The 19,628-nt window shown below is 31.6% G+C and carries 18 protein-coding genes; 17 read left to right on the top strand and 1 reads right to left on the bottom strand.

Annotated elements, in window-relative coordinates; translation table 11 throughout:
• Positions 1–142 precede the first annotated feature (142 nt).
• The 15 genes from BQ5321_RS00475 to BQ5321_RS00405 all read left to right on the top strand — a co-directional run bounded on the left by BQ5321_RS00475 (position 143) and on the right by BQ5321_RS00405 (position 17,493).
• Positions 143–1,258 (top strand): DegT/DnrJ/EryC1/StrS family aminotransferase, encoded by a 1,116-nt coding sequence (locus BQ5321_RS00475; protein WP_071392710.1) that lies wholly within the window; start codon positions 143–145, stop codon positions 1,256–1,258.
• Positions 1,258–1,902, top strand: coding sequence for a sugar transferase (locus tag BQ5321_RS00470; RefSeq protein ID WP_071392705.1), 645 nt, complete (start codon positions 1,258–1,260; stop codon positions 1,900–1,902). The genes BQ5321_RS00475 and BQ5321_RS00470 overlap by 1 nt, the downstream gene beginning before the upstream one ends.
• Positions 1,892–2,350: a GNAT family N-acetyltransferase gene (locus tag BQ5321_RS00465; protein ID WP_071392704.1), complete on the top strand. Its 459-nt coding sequence runs from the start codon at positions 1,892–1,894 to the stop codon at positions 2,348–2,350. Before BQ5321_RS00470 ends, BQ5321_RS00465 begins: the two co-directional genes overlap by 11 nt.
• Before the next feature lie 12 nt (positions 2,351–2,362).
• Positions 2,363–3,466: a lipid II:glycine glycyltransferase FemX gene (locus BQ5321_RS00460; RefSeq protein WP_200798699.1), complete on the top strand. Its 1,104-nt coding sequence runs from the start codon at positions 2,363–2,365 to the stop codon at positions 3,464–3,466.
• 53 nt (positions 3,467–3,519) lie between these two features.
• A complete protein-coding gene (locus tag BQ5321_RS00455; protein ID WP_071392703.1) occupies positions 3,520–4,812 on the top strand; it encodes a glycosyltransferase family 4 protein in 1,293 nt (430 codons plus the stop codon).
• Positions 4,787–6,106, top strand: a complete 1,320-nt coding sequence (locus tag BQ5321_RS00450) for a nucleotide sugar dehydrogenase (protein WP_071392702.1) — start codon at positions 4,787–4,789, stop codon at positions 6,104–6,106. Before BQ5321_RS00455 ends, BQ5321_RS00450 begins: the two co-directional genes overlap by 26 nt.
• Positions 6,107–6,271: 165 nt before the next feature.
• Positions 6,272–7,507: a glycosyltransferase family 4 protein gene (locus tag BQ5321_RS00445; protein WP_071392701.1), complete on the top strand. Its 1,236-nt coding sequence runs from the start codon at positions 6,272–6,274 to the stop codon at positions 7,505–7,507.
• A gap of 244 nt (positions 7,508–7,751) precedes the next feature.
• Positions 7,752–8,879: a glycosyltransferase family 4 protein gene (locus BQ5321_RS00440; protein ID WP_071392700.1), complete on the top strand. Its 1,128-nt coding sequence runs from the start codon at positions 7,752–7,754 to the stop codon at positions 8,877–8,879.
• A 295-nt stretch (positions 8,880–9,174) separates the two neighbouring features.
• On the top strand, positions 9,175–10,311 hold the full coding sequence (locus BQ5321_RS00435) for a glycosyltransferase (protein ID WP_071392699.1): 1,137 nt from the start codon (positions 9,175–9,177) through the stop codon (positions 10,309–10,311).
• A gap of 18 nt (positions 10,312–10,329) precedes the next feature.
• Positions 10,330–11,598: an O-antigen ligase family protein gene (locus tag BQ5321_RS00430; RefSeq protein ID WP_071392698.1), complete on the top strand. Its 1,269-nt coding sequence runs from the start codon at positions 10,330–10,332 to the stop codon at positions 11,596–11,598.
• A gap of 63 nt (positions 11,599–11,661) precedes the next feature.
• Positions 11,662–12,687 carry a polysaccharide biosynthesis protein gene (locus BQ5321_RS00425; protein WP_071392697.1) on the top strand — a complete coding sequence of 342 codons (1,026 nt, stop codon included), beginning with the start codon at positions 11,662–11,664 and terminating at the stop codon, positions 12,685–12,687.
• Entirely contained in the window at positions 12,684–13,538 is an 855-nt protein-coding gene (locus tag BQ5321_RS00420) for an SDR family oxidoreductase (RefSeq protein WP_071392696.1), read from the top strand. Before BQ5321_RS00425 ends, BQ5321_RS00420 begins: the two co-directional genes overlap by 4 nt.
• 15 nt (positions 13,539–13,553) lie before the next feature.
• Positions 13,554–14,681, top strand: a complete 1,128-nt coding sequence (wecB, locus tag BQ5321_RS00415; protein ID WP_071392695.1) for a non-hydrolyzing UDP-N-acetylglucosamine 2-epimerase — start codon at positions 13,554–13,556, stop codon at positions 14,679–14,681.
• Positions 14,678–15,970, top strand: coding sequence for a glycosyltransferase family protein (locus BQ5321_RS00410; RefSeq protein WP_071392694.1), 1,293 nt, complete (start codon positions 14,678–14,680; stop codon positions 15,968–15,970). Before wecB ends, BQ5321_RS00410 begins: the two co-directional genes overlap by 4 nt.
• Positions 15,971–15,972: 2 nt before the next feature.
• On the top strand, positions 15,973–17,493 hold the full coding sequence (locus BQ5321_RS00405; RefSeq protein ID WP_071392693.1) for a lipopolysaccharide biosynthesis protein: 1,521 nt from the start codon (positions 15,973–15,975) through the stop codon (positions 17,491–17,493).
• 96 nt (positions 17,494–17,589) lie between these two features.
• Here the strand turns inward: BQ5321_RS00405 and BQ5321_RS00400 are convergent, their stop codons facing one another.
• A complete protein-coding gene (locus BQ5321_RS00400; protein ID WP_071392692.1) occupies positions 17,590–18,270 on the bottom strand; it encodes a helix-turn-helix domain-containing protein in 681 nt (226 codons plus the stop codon).
• Between the two features lie 345 nt (positions 18,271–18,615).
• On the opposite strand from BQ5321_RS00400, the gene BQ5321_RS00395 reads away from it, so the two are divergent.
• Positions 18,616–18,816 (top strand): hypothetical protein, encoded by a 201-nt coding sequence (locus tag BQ5321_RS00395; protein WP_071392691.1) that lies wholly within the window; start codon positions 18,616–18,618, stop codon positions 18,814–18,816.
• 346 nt (positions 18,817–19,162) lie between these two features.
• Positions 19,163–19,597 carry a sigma factor-like helix-turn-helix DNA-binding protein gene (locus BQ5321_RS00390; protein ID WP_071392690.1) on the top strand — a complete coding sequence of 145 codons (435 nt, stop codon included), beginning with the start codon at positions 19,163–19,165 and terminating at the stop codon, positions 19,595–19,597.
• Positions 19,598–19,628 lie beyond the last annotated feature (31 nt).

Genomic DNA, 19,628 nt, shown 5'->3' with positions numbered 1-19,628 from the left:
CGAGGTGGCTATCAAATATAGATAAGATTTAGTGGTTTAGTAGTTGATTGGAATTGAAGAATAACAGATTCTAATTAAGTCCTAATCTACTAAAATAATAACTTAACATGGGAAGGAAGTCTAGAAGATGGAGTCGACAAAAGTGAAAGAAAGAATATTCCTCTCTTCACCACATATGAGTGATGAAGGTTATGAAATGCAATATGTTAAGGAAGCTTTTGATACAAACTGGATTGCACCCCTTGGTGAAAATGTAAATGGATTTGAAAGAGAATTAGCTGAGAAGGTTGGCTCAAGGTCTGCTGCTGCACTGTCTTCAGGAACAGCTGCAATTCACTTAGCTCTTAAAGCAGCAGGAGTTGGAGAAGGGGATGTTGTTTTCTGTCCGACACTTACTTTCTCTGCTACTGCAAATCCAATCATCTATCAAAATGCAGTTCCTGTTTTTATAGATAGTGATTATGAAACTTGGAATATGAGCCCAAAAGCATTAGAAGAAGCTTTTGAAAAGTATCCAGAAGTAAAGGCGGTACTGGTCGTTCATCTATATGGTTTGTCAGCAGATATGGACAAAATTATGGAGATTTGTAAGAAGCATAACGTAGCGGTTATTGAAGATGCTGCTGAGTCTCTAGGTACTTACTATAAAGGTAAGCATACTGGAACTTTCGGTGACTATGGCATCTTCTCTTTTAATGGAAACAAGATTATCACAACTTCCGGGGGTGGTATGCTTGTTTCTAATAATGAAGAGGGAATTGCTAAGGCAAGATTTTGGGCCACTCAATCCCGAGATCAAGCAAGGCATTATCAACATAGTGAATTAGGATTTAATTACCGGATGAGTAATGTTGTTGCTGGGATTGGTAGAGGGCAGCTTAAAGTGTTAGATCAAAGAGTTGCCAAAAAGAACTACATTTTTGAGTTTTATAAAAGAGAGCTTGGTGGACTTGAAGGTGTTGAATTCATGCCTAGTAATGAATGGGATGAACCGAATTACTGGCTAAGTTCGATTACGTTGACTGGTAAAGTACGACCAATTGATGTATTTAATGCATTGGAAGCAGAGAATATTGAGTCAAGGCCGGTTTGGAAACCGATGCATCTGCAACCGTTCTTTGAAAAGTATGATTTTGTGGGTGAAGGTATATCGGAAAAGTTGTTTGAGAATGGGGTTTGTTTGCCGTCTGATACGAAGATGACGGATGAGGACTTAGAAAGAGTTGTGGAGAATATCAAAGGGTTGTGGTTTAAGTAATGAAAAATTCCAAAGGTGGTATTTATAGAAGATTTATAAAAAGACCGATGGACTTCATACTATCATTAATTGCCATTATTGTTCTTAGTCCAGTAATACTAGTAGTTGCTGTACTTGTGAGAACGAAACTAGGCAGTCCAGTTTTATTTAAACAGGAGCGACCTGGCCTTAATGAAGAAATATTCATGATGTATAAGTTTAGGACGATGACAGATGAAAGAGATAAGAATGGTACTCTACTTCCTGATAGTGTTAGATTGACGAGGTTTGGAAAATTATTGCGTTCTACTTCATTGGATGAACTGCCTGAATTATTTAATATTCTTAAAGGGGATATGTCTATTATCGGTCCAAGACCGTTATTAGGGAGATATTTGCCCTATTATACTGAAACTGAAAGGCTACGACACTCTGTTCGACCAGGACTTTCGGGCTTAGCACAGATAAACGGAAGGAATAACCTCAAGTGGGATAGTAGACTAGCAACAGATGTCGAATATGTGGATAATATAACTTTTCTTTTAGACTTAAAAATTATCTTAAAAACGATATTCAAAGCCTTTAAACGAGAAGGTGTTACTGTTGTTGACCAAGCCCCTTTAAAAGATTTAGATGTAGAAAGGAGATCACTCTTTGATAATTAAAGAATTAAAAATAGATGACTTTCAAGCCGACAAGGTTACCATTTTAGAATTATTAATTGAAACATACGTTACAAATTTAAATATTTCTAAAGAACAGAGTACTAGTTTATGTACTGAAAAAATTAATCTAATTCCTGATTATATCAATCAACAAAATGCGATATTGATAGGGGCATATGAAGGAGAAATATTAGCTGGTTTTTTATGGCTATATAAACATAACTATTTTGGAGAAATGCGTCTCCATATTAATCAAATTATTGTAGACGAACGATTTAGAGGAAAAAAGGTTGGAAGCCAATTGATGAAAGAGGCAGAGAGAGTTGCCAGGCAGTATGATATTAAAATTATTGATTTATTTGTGTCGGAAACAAATCTACAAGCGATTAATATGTATGATTCTATTGGCTATATCACAGAAAGACGGTACATGAAGAAGATATTGTAGGAGGGAAGAAATGTGCCAGTAGCAACTGAGAGTAATGTATCAGTAATACCTGAAGGAAATCTATCGGTAATAACTACGAGCGAAGATGAAAAATGGGACGAGATAGTTAAAAGCTTTAAGGATTATGATGTTTATTATCTGTCTGGATATACCAAGGCATTTGCAATCCATGGTGACGGTGAACCAGCACTTTTTTATTATGAAGGCAAGGATTTTAAAGCTATTAATGTAGTGATGATACGGGATATAGCAAGTGATGTAAGATTTTCAGATAAATTACCTGAAAACACATATTATGATATTACAACCCCATATGGATATGGAGGATTCTTAATTGAAGGTAAAGTAACCCAAGACAATCTACTAAAATTAAATGAGGAGTATATCCTTAAATGTCGGGAAAAAGGAATTATTAGTGAATTCGTCCGGTTTCATCCAGTTCTTAACAATAGTGAAGTAATGGAAGAATTATATGACATAACTAAACTTGGAAGAACTATAACAGTAGAATTAAGTTCCAAGGCACAGATATGGAGTGGAATTACTAGTAAAAATAGAAATGTAATTAGGAAAGCAATAAAGTCGGGAGTTTCAATATACTGGGGAAGAGATAGTAAGTTATTTGAAGAATTTATAGATTTATATAATGCAACTATGGATAAAGATAATGCAAAGGACTATTACTACTTTAATAAAGACTTTTATGAAAGTGTCCTCAACGACTTAAAATATAATTCAATGGTATTTTATGCCCTGTATGAAGGGAGAGTCATTGCAATGTCCATTATATTGTTCTCTAATCAGCAGATACATTATCATTTATCAGCATCAGATAGAAATTATCAGCATTTGGCCCCGACAAACTTATTATTATATGAAGCAGCTTGCTGGGGTAGTGAGAACGGATATAAAACCTTCCATTTAGGTGGTGGGCTTAGTAGTAAAGAGGATAGCCTTTATAAATTTAAAAAAGTATTTAATAAAAATTCAGATACTACTTTTTCAATTGGTACTAAGATAATTAATGAAGAAAAATATCGAGATTTAGTTGAGCTCAGAAGTGCAGAAACTGATTTTGATGAATCTACATCGTTTTTCCCTCTATATAGGGGATAATTAAGATAAAGAGTACTAGTACTAAAAAGGTATTATTGAGGAGAGTACAAAGTATGAAAAGGAATGTTTGGATTTGGAATCATTATGCCACCAATATGTTTAATGATCAAGCCGGCAGACACTTTTGGTTTGCTGAGAATTTAAATAAAAAAGGGTATAACCCTACTATATTTTGCGCGTCTACTATTCATAATTCCAATGAGACTATGGATACTGGTAATTTTAAATATATATCAAAAAAGGTTAATGGCATTCCATTTGTTTTTGTAAAAACACCATTTTATAAAGGAAACGGAAAACAAAGAATTAAGAACATGATTGCATTTTATAAGAATTTATTTTTGGTTTCTAAGAAATATGCAAGTGTTCATGGTAAACCTGATGTAATTTTAGCCTCAAGTGTTCACCCTCTGACCTTGATTGCAGGAATAAAGATAGCAAAAAAATTTAAGATACCATGCATATGTGAAGTGAGGGATTTATGGCCTGAGAGCATTGTTGCTTATGGTGCTTTAAAAAGGAACAGTATTATTGCAAAAGTATTATATCTAGGTGAAAAGTGGATATATAAAAATGCCGACTCTGTCATTATGACATGGGAAGGAGGCAGAAAGTATATTATGGATCAAAGATGGGATAAACAAATTGATTTAGAAAAAATCAAGCATATAAGTAATGGAGTAGTTATTGATGCGTTTGATCAAAATAGTGAAGAATACAAGATACATGATCCGGATTTAGATAATAAAGATTTTAAAAATATTGTTTATGCTGGTTCTATTAGAAAAGTTAATAATATTGGAATGCTGTTGGATGCTGCAAAACTAATTCAAAACCAGGGTAGAAAAGATATCAGGTTCTTGATATATGGATCTGGAGATGAAAGTGAGATGCTTAAAACACGCTGTAATGAGGAGAAAATTAATAATGTCATCTTTAAAGGTCGGGTTGAAAAAAAGTATGTGCCATCCATACTTAAAAAATCGTATATAAATATACTTCACAATTCAAGCACTTCTCTTGATAAGTATGGCCAAAGTCAAAATAAGTTTTTTGAATACTTAGCGGCTGGGAAATGTATTGTTCAAACATATACAACTGGTTTTAGTATTTGTGAAAAATATAATTGTGGAATTAGTGCTCCTGTGCAAAATGCAGAAGAGATTGCTAAGGCTATAATTACAGCAAGTAGTGATGAAAGAAATAATATTTTGATGGGGAAAAATGCGCGCGAAACTGCCTATCTTTTTGATTTTAATAGATTAACAGACAAATTGATTGAAATTGTTGAGAATATGGATGAAAGTGAGGAACAATTAAATGAGCTTGTACAAAAAAGTAGTTAATAGAGAGGAACAAATTTCAGTAGTTGGGTTAGGTTATGTAGGTATGCCAATAGCTGTTGCTTTTGCTAAGAAGGTGAACGTTATCGGATTTGATTTAAATGCACATAAAATTGGGCAGTATAAAAACGGTATAGATCCTACGAATGAAGTTGGTGATGAAGCTATTGCTAAAACTACAGTAGAATTTACGACTGATGAAACTAAGCTTCAAGAGGCAAAGTTTCACATTGTTGCGGTTCCCACACCAATAAATGCGGACAAGACACCAGATTTGCGCCCTATAGAAGGAGTAAGTGCAACAATCGGAAGAAATCTTACTAAAGGGTCGATTGTGGTATATGAATCCACGGTTTATCCTGGGGTTACTGAGGACATTTGTATTCCTATTCTTGAAAAAGAGTCAGGTTTAAAGTGTGGTGTTGACTTTAAAGTAGGATATTCTCCAGAACGTATTAATCCCGGTGATAAAGTACATCGATTAGAGAATATTATAAAGATTGTTTCTGGCACAGATAATGAAGCATTAGAAGAAATTGCAAAAATTTATGAACTGGTTATTGAAGTTGGGGTTCATCGTGCGAGTTCAATTAAAGTAGCGGAGGCTGCTAAAGTGGTTGAAAATAGCCAACGAGATATTAATATAGCTTTTATGAATGAGCTTGCAATGGTTTTTGATCGTATGGGTATTGATACACAAGAAGTAGTTAACGCTATGAATACGAAGTGGAATGCGCTTAAATTTAATCCTGGACTAGTTGGTGGGCACTGTATTGGTGTTGACCCGTACTATTTTATATATGAAGCAGAGAAACTTGGATACCACTCGCAAATAATTTTATCTGGAAGGAAGATTAATGATGGAATGGGTGAATTTGTTGCTGATGCAATCATTAAGAAGTTAATTCTTGCTAATAAAGTAGTCAAACAGGCAAAGGTTGTAATTTTAGGTATCACGTTTAAGGAAAATTGCCCTGATACACGTAATTCTAAAGTAGAAGATATTATTAAACGCCTCAATGAATATAATATTGATCCGATTATTGTTGATCCATATGCAGACCCTGTGGATGCAAAACATGAGTATGGTGTTGATTTAATTCCTCTAGATATGATAAATGATGCAGATTGTCTAGTATTTGCTGTGGCTCATGATATGTTTAGGGATATGAAGGTGGAGCAGTTAGACGGTCTTTTTGGAGAGTTTCCAAATGAGGAAAAAGTCATTGTTGATGTTAAGAGTATTTTAGATAAAGATATGATTGAAAAATGCGGATATAGTTATTGGCGACTTTAGGTACCATTTAAATATCTAATGACTTAGTAAATAAGTACTTGAATTAGTCTCGAGCTATGGAAATTTTAAATAAAAAAGAGTTTTTTTTAGTTAAACGAGTGTTGATGTTTTTTCCAATCATACATTATCAATCTAGAATATGTATACTAAGGTGGTTCATATAAAGTGATTAAAATTCTAAGTATAGGACATTCAGAAAAAGGTGGGGGAATACAGACAGTTTTTAGAGTCAATAATAGTATAAGTGATTCTAATGTTAAAGTAATTAAGGCTTTTCATTCTGATGACGAAAGTATTGCGGACATAGATCTAAATAGGATAAGTGACTATAAAAATCCAATCAAAAAAATCCTTTCTTACTTTTTTATTCCTAAGAACTATTTTGGATTAGCTAAATTTTTGAAAAAAAATAAAGTTGATATTATTCATATACATGCAAGTGCGAATTTAAGCTTGGGAATTTTGTTTGCAATTAAGAAGTATAAAAAGGAAGCTAAAGTTGTTTTTACATCCCATGGATATGGGTTAGCTTGTCCTGTTTACAGTTGTTATTCATATGGAAAGGGAAGTATTTGTACTGATTGTATTAAATTTGGTAAGGAAAGTAGAGTAATCAAAAATAAATGTGATAAACGAGGATATATATTTTCTACATTTAGATATATCGATTTCATAATTAGAAAAAAAGTAACAAATAATTATTCATTATATGATTGTATAGTAACTCCAAGTGAGTACTTACAACAGCTTTTAATAAAGTCAAGACATAAATTTAAGAATATAAAAGTTGTACCTAATCCAATTGAGATGGCGCCAAACATTGGTGATTACGACTCAAAAAGGAATTTAATCACATTTGTTGGGAGATTTAGCAAAGAAAAAAATGTTGATATGCTTATTGATTCTTTTGCTCAAATTATAAAAGATGATAACCTTTCTAATCTAAAATTAAATATTCTCGGTGATGGTCCGGAGAAAGAATATTATTTTAAAAAAATTAAAGAAAATGGTATTGAGTCAAAAGTCTTTATTTCAAATAAGTTCCTTGATCGTCCAGAATTAGAAAAATTATTAGTAGAATCTAAAGTTTTAGTCTTACCATCAGTATCACCTGAGACATTTGGACTTGTATTATTTGAAGGGGTTAGATATAGACTAATACCTGTTAGTCTAAATATTGGAGCGCAATCAGAAAATATTTCTAAATTAGGATTAGGATTTTTATATAGTGAAAATACAATAGAGAGTTTAAATGATGCAATCAAAAAGGCTATATTAAACTATGATAAATTAATAAATAGAATAGATCAGGCTAACCATATTATTGATAAGGATTTTTCAGTACAATCATATCAAGATAATATTATTTCTACTTATTATGAGGCTCTTGAAAATAATTAATGAATCTTCATTAGAACATATTAATATTTCTAACTTGTAGAGAGTCAACCCTCTGAGTACAATTTCTAGATATGTATCCGAAAGTTCTATAAATGTCAGTGATCATCATTACATTTTGTCTATCGAAGGTGTTCGGTAGTGATGATTTTTCAAAAACAGTATTATTATACTTAAATCTAAAGAAAATAAAATGTTTCTATACATTGCACTTTGGATCTAAAGTATATTTGAGGTGTTAATATAAATGAATGTGCTACACATATGTAATGATTATAGAGATAATAATTTATATTCTGTTATGTTTTCAAAATTGAATAAACTTGGTGTTAATCAAACTGTTTTTGTACCATTTAAAAATCATTTAGATATTAGTAGCACCCCAGAATATGAGGTATTCCACTCAGTTTGTTATAAAAATCTAGATAGATTTTTCTTCTTTAGGAAATCAAATAAAGTATATAAATCTTTATTAAACAACATAAATAACATAAATGATTTAGAATTAGTTCATGCTCACACATTGTTTTCAAATGGTATTATTGCATATAAACTAAAAAAGGATTTTAACATAGAATATGTTGTTTCTGTAAGAAATACAGATATAGAGGCTTTTTATAAAAGAATATTATGGTTGAGAAAAACAGGCATTAATATTTTACTTGAAGCTAAAAAAATTATTTTTGTATCGTTTGCTTTAAAAAACAATTTGATGTCGCTAATTAACGATAAAAGTATAAGAGATAAAATTGAAGAGAATTCAGAAGTTATGACAAATGGAATCAATGACTTTTGGTTAAATAATATCAATAAGAAATCAATTCCTACTCATGAAAAATACAATATACTGCAAGTTGGGTGGATTAATGCTAATAAAAATCAATTAAATTCAATCAAGGCAATAGAAATTTTAAATGAAAAAGGGTTTGAGTGTAATTTAACAATAGTAGGAGATATAGAATATAAGAAACACAAAAAGTATAAACAAAAAATAGATAATTATATTCAGAAATGTAAATGTAAGGAACAGGTATTTTTTCTAGGTCGACAAAATATGCAGGAATTGATAAAAACCTATAGGAATTCTGATATTTTCTTAATGCCTTCATTTAAGGAAACATTCGGATTAGTTTTTGTAGAGGCGCTATCACAGGGGCTCCCAATTATATATACAAAAAATCAAGGTGTTGATGGACTGTTTAACGAATATCCCGTAGGCGAAGGAATTAATCCTAATGAACCAAATAACATTGCTGATGGGATAATAACAGTTATCAATAATTATAAAAGTTATAGTGATAATACTGTTAATCAAGTAGAAAGATTTAGTTGGAATAATATCGCAAGTGATATTGTAAAAATTTATGAGGATTAATAAAGTAAATGCTTTGAAAGACCTCATTAAATTTATTATTAGCTGTATATGTTAAACAAATTAAACGGAAATCACTCTTAATAAAGAATTACCTTAATAACTGTTAGTGGAGAAAGTTTAGTATAGTCCTATTCCTTAACATTAGCAAAAATCATATTGTAAAATGCAAAGCTATATTAAGGACCTTAAGCTTTAACCTAATACTTGATAAATTATATTAAGAAAGTTGGAAAATAGAGTAGGTATTTCTCAAATATAGTTTTAATTAAAATTACAATCATAGGAAGGGATATATATGTATATTTTAATTATATCTCGTGGATATCCAACAGAGAAATATAAAATGAATGGAATATTTGAGTTTGATCAAGCAAAGGCGTTGGCAAAGGCTGGTCATAAAGTTATTTTTGCTGCAATAGACTTAAGATCCTTTAGGAGATCAAGGCATTGGGGTTTTGAGAGCTTTCAAAAAGATGGGGTTCAAATTGAAGCTATTAATATTCCTTGTGGGAATATCCCTAAGCCTATACTCAACAGGATGAAAGTCTTAGCATTTAAGAGACTTTATAAAATTATTGAACAAAAGTATGGTAAACCTATTATTATACATGCACATTTTGTAAGTACTGGCTACGTTGCTACACAAGTATTTAAGGACTCAAAAATACCTTTGGTGTTGACGGAACATTCCTCAGGTATAAATAAAAAAGAGATTGCCCCTTATCTAAAGAAAATGGGGGACTATACATACCCTCGTATAGATAAGGTTATTGCTGTAAGTAATTCTCTTTCTGCTAACATCAAGGAAAGTTTCAATAAAGAATCAATAGTTATACCAAATATAGTAGATACTAATAATTTTGAATTTAAAATGCAAAAAGCAAAGGATGGGAATTTCTATTTTATATCAGCTGGTAGTCTGATAGAAAGAAAAGGTATGGACCTTCTAATTAAATCTTTTTATAATGCCTTCAAAGGTGTGGAAAAAGTAAAGTTATATATATATGGAGAAGGACCAGAACGTAAACATTTAGAAAAAATGATTCGAGATTACGGATTAATGAACAGAGTATTCTTAATGGGTTTAGCTAATAGAAAAGAGATCGCTGAAAAAATGAGTGAAAGTGACTGCTTTGTTTTGGCATCAAGACTTGAAACATTTGGTGTGGTTTATATAGAAGCTTTATCTATGGGGCTGCCTGTGATTGCTACAAAATGTGGGGGTCCAGAAGAATTTATAACAGAAAAAAATGGAATATTAGTAAATGTGGATGACTCAGATCAACTTTCAAAAGCATTATATGATGTATATATAAATGCTAATTATTATGATAGAAAAAATATATCCTACTTAAGTAGGGCCAAATTCGGGCCTCAGACTATATCAAAGGAACTAACTAGAGTTTATGAATCCCTTTTGAATAAAGGTTAATAAGGATTTGAAAAATATATGTTAAAAATAGTTGTATATCTTAGTGCTTTAACATCTTTGCTAGGAGCTAGTATTTTTTCAATAAATTTAGGTGTATTTCAGTTATCGATATTTCGAAGTCTAATTTTATTTTTGGTGTTGGCTATATTTATAATATTGTTGCAAACTAATGCAAGTATTCAATTGTCTACGAAAAAGGAAAGTAATTATTCAATAAAATTTATGTTATTTTGGTTAATATATTCAATATTCACACTTATTTGGGTAAAAGATTATGATGCATGGATACGTAATATTTACTTCTTAAGTTTAGGTGTTGCGTGTATCATTATTTTCAGCATGTTCTTAAAAAAAACTAGTGATATTTTAACAACTTTTCGTTTCATGGTAATGATGATTATTATTCACAATCTAATTGGTTGGTACGAAGTTCTTACGGGTAATTATATGTTCTTGAGTGGTGAACTTATTTCATTATATGCACTGAATAATCACCCAGTTTCAATTTTCCATAATACAAATGGGTTTGCGACATTTATACTAATTTCGATTTTTATTGTCTATATTTGTGCAGTAAACGAAAAAAGATTCTTAATAAAGATAATTTATATAGCCACTATTATTTCATCAGTATATTTATTACTCATGACCAGTTCTCGTGCAAATATACTTGGATTAATACTAGCCTTCGCAGTCTTTGTGTATTTTTCTCTGAAAAATAGAAGAACAAGGGCAGCAATTATCTCTTTCTTGGCAGTGTTATTTACAATGGGAATGTTAATGCCTAACCTATTTGATAACTTCTTACAAATGGTTAATAACAATCTTCATTTTGGTTTTTCAAGTGAGACTAGCTCTGACACAGTTAGAACTAATTTAATAAAGAATGGATATATATTTTTATCCAACACATTTGGTTTTGGAACTGGAGCTGGTAATATTGAATATTGGATGGCAAACTATAGTGAATATTACACAGAAGGAATAGTAAATATGCATAATTGGTGGATGGAAATATTAGTTGGCTATGGTGTGATTATTTTTACTTTATATATAATATTTTATTTCAAACTGTTTAAAAGCTTTTATAAAAGATATAGGAATTCAAATGATAAAAAGGATATAACTATATCATTGGGAATTATGTGTAGTATGGCTGGTTTCATTGTAGGGAGTATAAGTAATAGTTCAAATATTAGTAACGAATGGCTTTGGGTGTATTGGGCAATAATTATAGCATTTCAAGGGATCGAATATAATAGGAAGAATAGTTTCAAGAATCTATAATCAGAGAAAAGAATGAATTGACCCGAAATCACAAAGTACAAACATTTAAAAGGAGTAATATAGATGTTTAAAAATAAAACTTTACTAATTACAGGTGGTACCGGTAGTTTTGGGAATGCGGTGCTGGACCGTTTTTTAGATACAGATATAGATGAGATTCGTATTTTTTCTAGGGATGAGAAAAAACAGGATGATCTGCGGCGGTTATATAAAAGCAATAAAATCAAGTATTACTTAGGGGATGTTCGTGATATCACAAGTATAAAGAATGCTATGCATGGAGTTGATTTTGTATTTCATGCTGCTGCATTAAAGCAAGTACCCTCATGTGAATTTTTCCCACTTGAGGCTGTAAAGACTAATGTACTAGGCACCGAGAATGTATTAACTGCTGCTATTGAATATGGAGTGGAAAAGTGTATTTGCCTTTCAACTGATAAAGCTGCATATCCTATCAATGCAATGGGCATATCTAAAGCTATGATGGAAAAGGTTTTTGTGGCAAAGTCAAAAACAGTTGATCCGAAAAAGACTCTAATCTGTGGTACGCGGTATGGGAATGTAATGGCATCAAGGGGTTCAGTTATACCACTTTTTGTTGATCAAATAAAAAGTGGTCAGCCCTTAACTGTTACAGATCCAAATATGACTAGATTTTTGATGAGTCTTGAGGAAGCAGTGGAACTTGTTGTTTTTGCATTTGAAAATGCAATAGCTGGTGATATTATGGTTCAAAAAGCACCAGCTTCCACTATTGGTGACTTAGCATTGGCAATTAAAGAATTATTTGAGGTAGATAACGACATAAAGATTATTGGTACTCGTCACGGAGAGAAATTGTATGAAACTCTTCTTACTAAAGAAGAACATTTAGTAGCTGAAGATTTAGGTGGTTTTTATAGAGTTCCGGCTGATAAAAGAGACCTTAATTATGATAAATACTTTGTTGAAGGGAACGAGAAGTTGCAACAAGTAGAGGATTATAATTCCCATAATACTGAACAGCTTAATATAAATGCTATAAAGGACAAACTTCTTCAATTAGAATATATCCAGGAAGAATTACGAAACTGGAGGGCTAAAAGATGAATATTCTAGTTCTAGGTTCAACTGGAATGGCAGGTCATATTATATCTATTTATCTAAAAGAAAAGGGTCATAATGTAACCGCCTTTAGCAGAAGGCGGTTTAAATATTGCGATAATATAATTGGTGATGTTACTGACTTTTCTTTTTTAAAAGGTATCATTGTAAAAGGAAACTATGATGTAGTTATTAATGCGATAGGTATCTTAAATAAAGACGCTGATATAAACAAATCTGCTGCAATTTTATTAAACGGATACTTACCCCATTATTTAAGTGAGATTACTAGGAATATGAAAACAAGAGTTATCCATATGAGTACAGATTGTGTCTTTTCAGGAAAAACAGGCGGTTATAGAGAAGACTCAATTAAAGATGGAGAAACATTTTATGATAGAACTAAAGCAATAGGTGAACTTGACAATAATAAAGATTTAACTTTTAGAAATTCAATAATAGGTCCAGATATGAATGAAGAGGGCATTGGCCTTTTTAACTGGTTCATGCAACAAGAAGGTGAAATTGAGGGATTTACAAAAGCAAAATGGACTGGTGTTACAACGTTAACTTTAGTAAAAGCGATGGAAAAAGCATTAGAAGAAAATCTGACAGGGTTGTATAATTTAGTGAATAATCAAGTAATTAACAAGTTTGAATTACTTAACCTTTTTAATAAGTACATGAAAAATGAATCTATACGCATTTTACCAAGTGAAACCATTGTTGTAGATAAATCGCTTATTAATAATAGAAAAGACTTTTCATTTGTGGTACCAAGTTATGATGAAATGATTATTGAGTTGAAAAAGTGGATGGAAAATCATAAATATCTTTATCCACATTATTTTAAATAAAGGGATGGGAAATAAATGAGAAAGTTAAAAGTTATGACTATAGTCGGTACACGCCCTGAGATAATTAAACTTTCAGAGATAATTAAAAAGTGCGATAAATACTTTGACCACATATTGGTTCATACAGGTCAAAATTATGATTATACACTTAATCAAGTGTTTTTTGAAGAATTGGGATTACGAGAACCAGATCATTACTTAGAAGTTGTAGGAGATAACCTGGGACAGACAATGGGGAATGTTCTTTCTAAATCTTATGAGCTAATGGTTCAGCAAAATCCAGATGCAGTTTTAGTTCTGGGAGACACAAACTCATGCCTGAGTGTCATATCTGCGAAAAGGTTGAAAATACCTATTTTTCATATGGAAGCAGGTAACAGATGTTTTGATGAAAATCTGCCTGAGGAAATTAATAGAAGAATTGTAGATCATACCAGTGATGTTAATCTTTGTTACACAGATCATGCTAGACGATATTTGAACGCTGAAGGTGTACCTAAAGAAAGGACATATGTTGTAGGATCTCCAATGGCTGAAGTTTTAAGCAATAATGTAGATAAAATTAATAGTAGTAAGGTTATGGAAACTCTTGGCTTAGAAAAAGGGAAGTATATATTACTATCCGCACATCGTGAAGAAAATATTGATAACGAGCAAAACTTTATTGAACTTATGAATGCAATTAATGTAATGGCAGAAAAATATAATATGCCAGTTATTTATAGTACCCATCCTAGAAGTAAACGATTTATAGAAGAGCGCCAATTTAAGTTCCATCCTTATGTAAGAAGCATGCAGCCATTTGGGTTTTCAGACTATAACCATCTTCAAAGTAATGCATATTGTGTTGTATCTGATAGTGGTACCATTGCTGAAGAGGCTTCATATTTTAAGTTTCCGGCAGTTTCCATTAGGACAAGCACTGAACGACCTGAAGCTTTAGATAAAGGAAACATGATAATAGGTAATATAACAACTGAGCAAGTTATCCAATCTGTAGATATGGCGGTCGAGATGAATGTTAATAATGAAATTGGAGCCGATGTACTGTATTATACAGATGAAAATGTTAGTGTAAAGGTGATAAAAATAATTCAGAGCTATACTGGAATTGTTAACAGAATGGTTTGGAGGAAGTTATGAAAAGGATTCTTATAGTTATGGGTAATCATTCACCGGTACCTTCCTCTGTAGCTAATTGCGTTGAACCCTTAGTAAAAAAAATGATTGATAGTGGTTTCGAAGTTGATGTAGTTACAAATAGAAAGCAAGTATCTTTTCCTAAATATGAAAGAATTCATAATGTTAATATATATAGGGTAGATGATTATAGAACCATGAATGCAGTCATTCTAAATGAGGCGCAACAAGTAAACTCAACTAAAGTTTTAAAACTACTAACTAGAATATTTTCATTATGTTTGAAGGGACTCTACTATGCAAAATATTGTGCATTTGCAAAAGAAAAGGAAACAGGTGGATGGCAGATACAAGAAGTAGTTGGAAAATGTCTTGAATTGCATAATCAAAAAAAATATAATGCTGTTTTGTCTATTTCACAACCATTTAAGAGTCATTATATTGCAGAAGAATTTATTAACAAGATAAAAGATCCAATTAAATGGTTTATATATGAGTTTGATCCATTTAGCTTTAATAAAGAAGTAACGAAGAGTCAAAAAAAGCGGAATAGGCTTTTAAAAGATGAATTTCGGATGTTTAATAAGTGCGATAAAGTATTCTTAACACCAGAGTTATTTAATTTCTATAAAAAAACTCCACTCAATAAATTTATGGAGAAATTCCAGTCAGTTCCTTTTGCAAATATGGAGCGAATAGAGTACAAAGAGGAAGAAGCTGCCGAAATTAATTTCAGTTCAGATAAAATAAATTGTCTTTTTACTGGGAGACTATACAAAGATATTCGTAATCCGAAATATGCATTGGATTTTTTCTCGGTTCTAAATAATATACATTTTACATTACTGACCAATTTCAGCAAAGAAACACTTAGACAATATGTTGACGATATTGAAAAGTTCACAATACTCCCAATGCAATCTAGGGATACTGCATTAAATTCTTTGATGAAGGCGGATATATTAGTTAATATAGGTAATTCAGTTGAGTTTCAAGTCCCAGGAAAAATATTCGAATATATGAGTTCTGGTAAACCAATAATTCACTTCTCGAAGTTTCCAGAGGACCCTGCACTCTATTACTTAAGGAAATATCCGTTAGTGTTTATAGTAAATGAGTGGGAAAGAAATACTATAGATTACTCCACAGAATTCGAAAGTTTTTGCCAAAAATATAAGAATTCTAAATTAAGTTTTGAAGAAGTCAAAACTCTCTTATATGAGTTTGATGGTGAAAATGTTGCGAAGGAATTTGTTAATAAATTAGGGAGTTTGATGGAGGATAGAATTTAATAATGTCTATGAGTAAGAGTAAGAAAAGCACCCTAATTGCATTGACCGCCATCTGTTCAACATTATTAAATGGTTTATTTGGATTAGTAATTACAAAATTAATAATAACGACTTATGGTTCGGATTTTAATGGCCTTAACTCAACTGCAAGTCAATTTATTAGCATGTTATTAATTATCGAAGGTGGTTTTACATTAGCAACTAATGTGGCACTTTTTAAGCCACTAGCAAATAGTGATTACAAATCTATAAATAAGATCATGGCAGCAACCAAAGTTATATTCAAAAAAATAGGGCTTTACTTCTTATTGATAGGTATTATTCTTTCGATTGGTTATGCAATGGTATTGAAGAGTGATTTACCGCCTATGATTATAGTATTAACATTGCTGATGACAGTGATTTCTACATCATTTAATCTCTTCTATGCTACAAAATATAGGATACTACTTCAAACTGAGCAAAGGGAATATATATTAAATATTATTAAAATTGGAACATTAGTGCTCTCGCAAGTGCTAATTATTGTAGTCATCTTTTCTCATGGGCATATGTTGTTAGTTAGATTTGTTACAATGATAGGAGCAATTATTAATAGTCTGTTAATAGGGTATGCGTGTAAGAAATATTATAGTTTTATAGATTTTAATGTAGAACCAAATTTCAAAGCAATTAAAGGAACAAAGGATGTTTTTATTCAAAAATTCACTGGTATGATTTATAGTACTATGCCTATTGTTTTTATATCGGCTACAGTAGGTACTTTATTTGCTAGTGTATATTTTGTTTATAATAGTGTTTTCACATTACTAAAGAGTATAATTTATTCGTTGATTAATGCACCGCGTATGGGACTAGGAAAACTTATTGCTGAGAAAAATAAAGAATATGTATTAAAAGTTTTTATACAATATGAGTTTATTGTAATCAATGTAATGCTTTGTCTCCTTACTACTGCTGCAGTGCTTATAATACCTTTTATTTCTATTTATACAAAGGGTATCAACGATTTTGAATATGTAGATGGATATATTGCGATGTTATTAATATTAATAACCTTTTTCGAAATTATCCATATCCCTAGTGGGAATATAATTAATATGTCTGGTAATTTTAAAATTGCAAGAAAAATTCAATCTATAGCAAGTGCTGTCTTAATTATTTTTATGATATTCGGAAACTTAATTTTCGGGTTTTATGGAATTTTAATAGCTGTTATGATTACTGCAATTATCTTGGCAGTATTAGAAATCGGGTATGTTCACAGAATATACTTTAGAAATCTTTCGACAAATTATTTTAAAATTTTACTTCCAAATGTAATTTTAGCTATTATAATTGTATATTTTGAATTAATGCTATTACCTGTAATAAAAGGGTATTTGCAGTTTATGTTTGCAGGCACTATACTAGTAGGTTTAAATGGAACTGTTTTTATTATATTTAATTTAATCGTTAATAGAAGCATTACTAATCAAGTATTAAGAAGAAGTTTAGGGGTCATTAAAAAAAGATTAACCTAATAAAAAAAGTTGAATTACAACTATATTAATTAAATATCTAAAATAACCCGCTGAACTAATGTGCTCGGCGGGCTTATTTGTATTGATTACTTTTTCCTAAAAATGAAATTCTTTATAATCAGTTCCTTGTAAAATAATGATACTCGTTTCAATATCTAAATGTATAGGTTTAAATCTTAAAAATTGCTCTGCCAATTCACGTCTTTCCATCACTATGGAATATTTGGTGATCGGTTTATCGTAAACAGCAAGCCTACCAAACCTCAGAAGAAGTTGTTGACGCCCCATTCCCATTCCAGTTGGATACTTACTTACATCTCTCGTATAAAGGAAATCAATATGCCATACTTCCTTCCCCTTAATTGCAACAATATCTCCAACAGATCCATGACTGTGGCGTTCTATATTATACCCCTGTGAAATTAAATTTGGAGTTATATATCTAATTGCCCTTTCCTCAAATTCCTTAATTTGGGCTAAATGTTTTGTTCTAGTGTCATTTCTAATCACTTTCACTTCATAATCAGATTCCCCAGTATAATCTTTTGTCAAATTAGTAAAATATTCAGGACTTACCTCTAATGCCTCTGATAATATGAAAATTTTATCATAAGGGAGATTTTTAATTCCCCCTGTTTCATACCTCTGCAAAGTAGACTTGCTGATACCTGTTTTATCTGCTAAATCTTGATATGTCATATTTAAAAAGAGTCGTCTTTCTTTTAATCGTCTTTGGAGTATTTCACGATCAGCCTTGCTCATTTCTTTTTTATCCACTATTAATACCCTCCATACTCTCACAACAACTATATTTGTATTATAAGCTATTTATGTGTTTTATGCAATTTTATATTAAAGTTGCATATTTGGGATTGACGCCATTATTCCACTTAAGTATAATGGAAATTGTTAGCAGAAAATAAATGCTTTTTTATTTTTATTATCATTTCCTAAATATGCAACTATGTTTATACTGTTGCAGAAAAGAAGGTGAAACTAATTGATACTTTGGAAAGTAACATAGATAATATACTTACTATACAGAACAAACGTTCTGTTGTAAAATATAATTACAGTGTACTTTTTCACTAAAAAGCTTCAACACAGTTGGGAGGAAAACAAATGATAAAAGAAGCTAATGTTAAGAGGGTTGAGTGTCCTGCTTGTGGACACAGACTAATGGATAAAAAAGAGGATGCAACTGGTAAGGTTCAAGTAAAGTGCAATAAAAGTAAGCATATATGGGAAGTTGATTTAGGTACCAATAATTTTAAATTAATAAGTGGAAGACGATACCGAGACGACAAGGAGTCAGAAAGTTAGAGGTTTAAGATGTTTCTAGAGCTACCTTAAGGGCCGGATACGATTATTTAATAATTGTATCTGGCTCTTTTTTTGTTTGTAAAAGTTCATATCACGATGATACCGAGCGAGGAATCGACTGCATTACCCAAGCCGGATGACGATATTTTGAGAAAAATGATCATCTAGCAAGTGAATGCACATTGAATCTTAAATATTCGGTACCGAGCAATGGAGTCGTGGTGTGAACTACCTATAGGCCGGGCACATATCAACCTACAAATAATGTGGGTGATTGTGCTCGGTCTTTTTTTTGTCCCTTTTTTCCCCCCTACGGCTCCTTGCCGGGCCATGGGAGGAAAAGAGAATGGAGAAGTTCATCAAAGTCGGCAAGGATAAAGTGCGTGTAAGTGAAGAGGTTTATAAAGAATTTTACAGAATGGATCGACGCGAAAGGTACATGGAAAAGGATATTAAGGTTGGACGGATTGTTGTTGATCCTAAGGCAGAAACGGTTGAATATATCCCAAGCAAGGAGGATTCAATCAATCGATTGATGGACCAGGGTGTCGATTTTAATGATGAACAAATGATTGAAGATATTCTTTGCGATAAAGCAACCCTATTAATCCTGCGGGTAGCAATGACTGCCCTTGATGAAAAAGAACAAGAACTAATTCAGGCAATATACTATAAAAATTTGACTGTAAGAGAAGTGGCGAAGGAAGAAAACGTCTCCCATGTGGCTGTTGTTAAACGGCATAAAAAGGTATTGGACAAGCTTAAAAAATATTTTTTGTAATTTTGGTTACCAAACCACCCTTCCCGTTGGC

The organism is Bacillus tuaregi (assembly GCF_900104575.1).
Taxonomy (GTDB): domain Bacteria; phylum Bacillota; class Bacilli; order Bacillales; family Cytobacillaceae; genus Bacillus_BD; species Bacillus_BD tuaregi.
This window is presented reverse-complemented; position numbering and strand designations above follow the sequence as displayed.

What these genes read in the sequence shown, in the direction of transcription:
- BQ5321_RS00470 (WP_071392705.1), top strand. Translation starts at nt 1,258, where the DNA reads ATGAAAAATTCCAAAGGTGGTATTTATAGAAGATTTATAAAAAGACCG.
- BQ5321_RS00455 (WP_071392703.1), top strand. Translation starts at nt 3,520, where the DNA reads ATGAAAAGGAATGTTTGGATTTGGAATCATTATGCCACCAATATGTTT.
- BQ5321_RS00450 (WP_071392702.1), top strand. Translation starts at nt 4,787, where the DNA reads ATGAGCTTGTACAAAAAAGTAGTTAATAGAGAGGAACAAATTTCAGTA.
- BQ5321_RS00440 (WP_071392700.1), top strand. Translation starts at nt 7,752, where the DNA reads ATGAATGTGCTACACATATGTAATGATTATAGAGATAATAATTTATAT.
- BQ5321_RS00435 (WP_071392699.1), top strand. Translation starts at nt 9,175, where the DNA reads ATGTATATTTTAATTATATCTCGTGGATATCCAACAGAGAAATATAAA.
- BQ5321_RS00430 (WP_071392698.1), top strand. Translation starts at nt 10,330, where the DNA reads ATGTTAAAAATAGTTGTATATCTTAGTGCTTTAACATCTTTGCTAGGA.
- BQ5321_RS00425 (WP_071392697.1), top strand. Translation starts at nt 11,662, where the DNA reads ATGTTTAAAAATAAAACTTTACTAATTACAGGTGGTACCGGTAGTTTT.
- BQ5321_RS00420 (WP_071392696.1), top strand. Translation starts at nt 12,684, where the DNA reads ATGAATATTCTAGTTCTAGGTTCAACTGGAATGGCAGGTCATATTATA.
- wecB (WP_071392695.1), top strand. Translation starts at nt 13,554, where the DNA reads ATGAGAAAGTTAAAAGTTATGACTATAGTCGGTACACGCCCTGAGATA.
- BQ5321_RS00410 (WP_071392694.1), top strand. Translation starts at nt 14,678, where the DNA reads ATGAAAAGGATTCTTATAGTTATGGGTAATCATTCACCGGTACCTTCC.
- BQ5321_RS00405 (WP_071392693.1), top strand. Translation starts at nt 15,973, where the DNA reads ATGTCTATGAGTAAGAGTAAGAAAAGCACCCTAATTGCATTGACCGCC.
- BQ5321_RS00395 (WP_071392691.1), top strand. Translation starts at nt 18,616, where the DNA reads ATGATAAAAGAAGCTAATGTTAAGAGGGTTGAGTGTCCTGCTTGTGGA.
- BQ5321_RS00390 (WP_071392690.1), top strand. Translation starts at nt 19,163, where the DNA reads ATGGAGAAGTTCATCAAAGTCGGCAAGGATAAAGTGCGTGTAAGTGAA.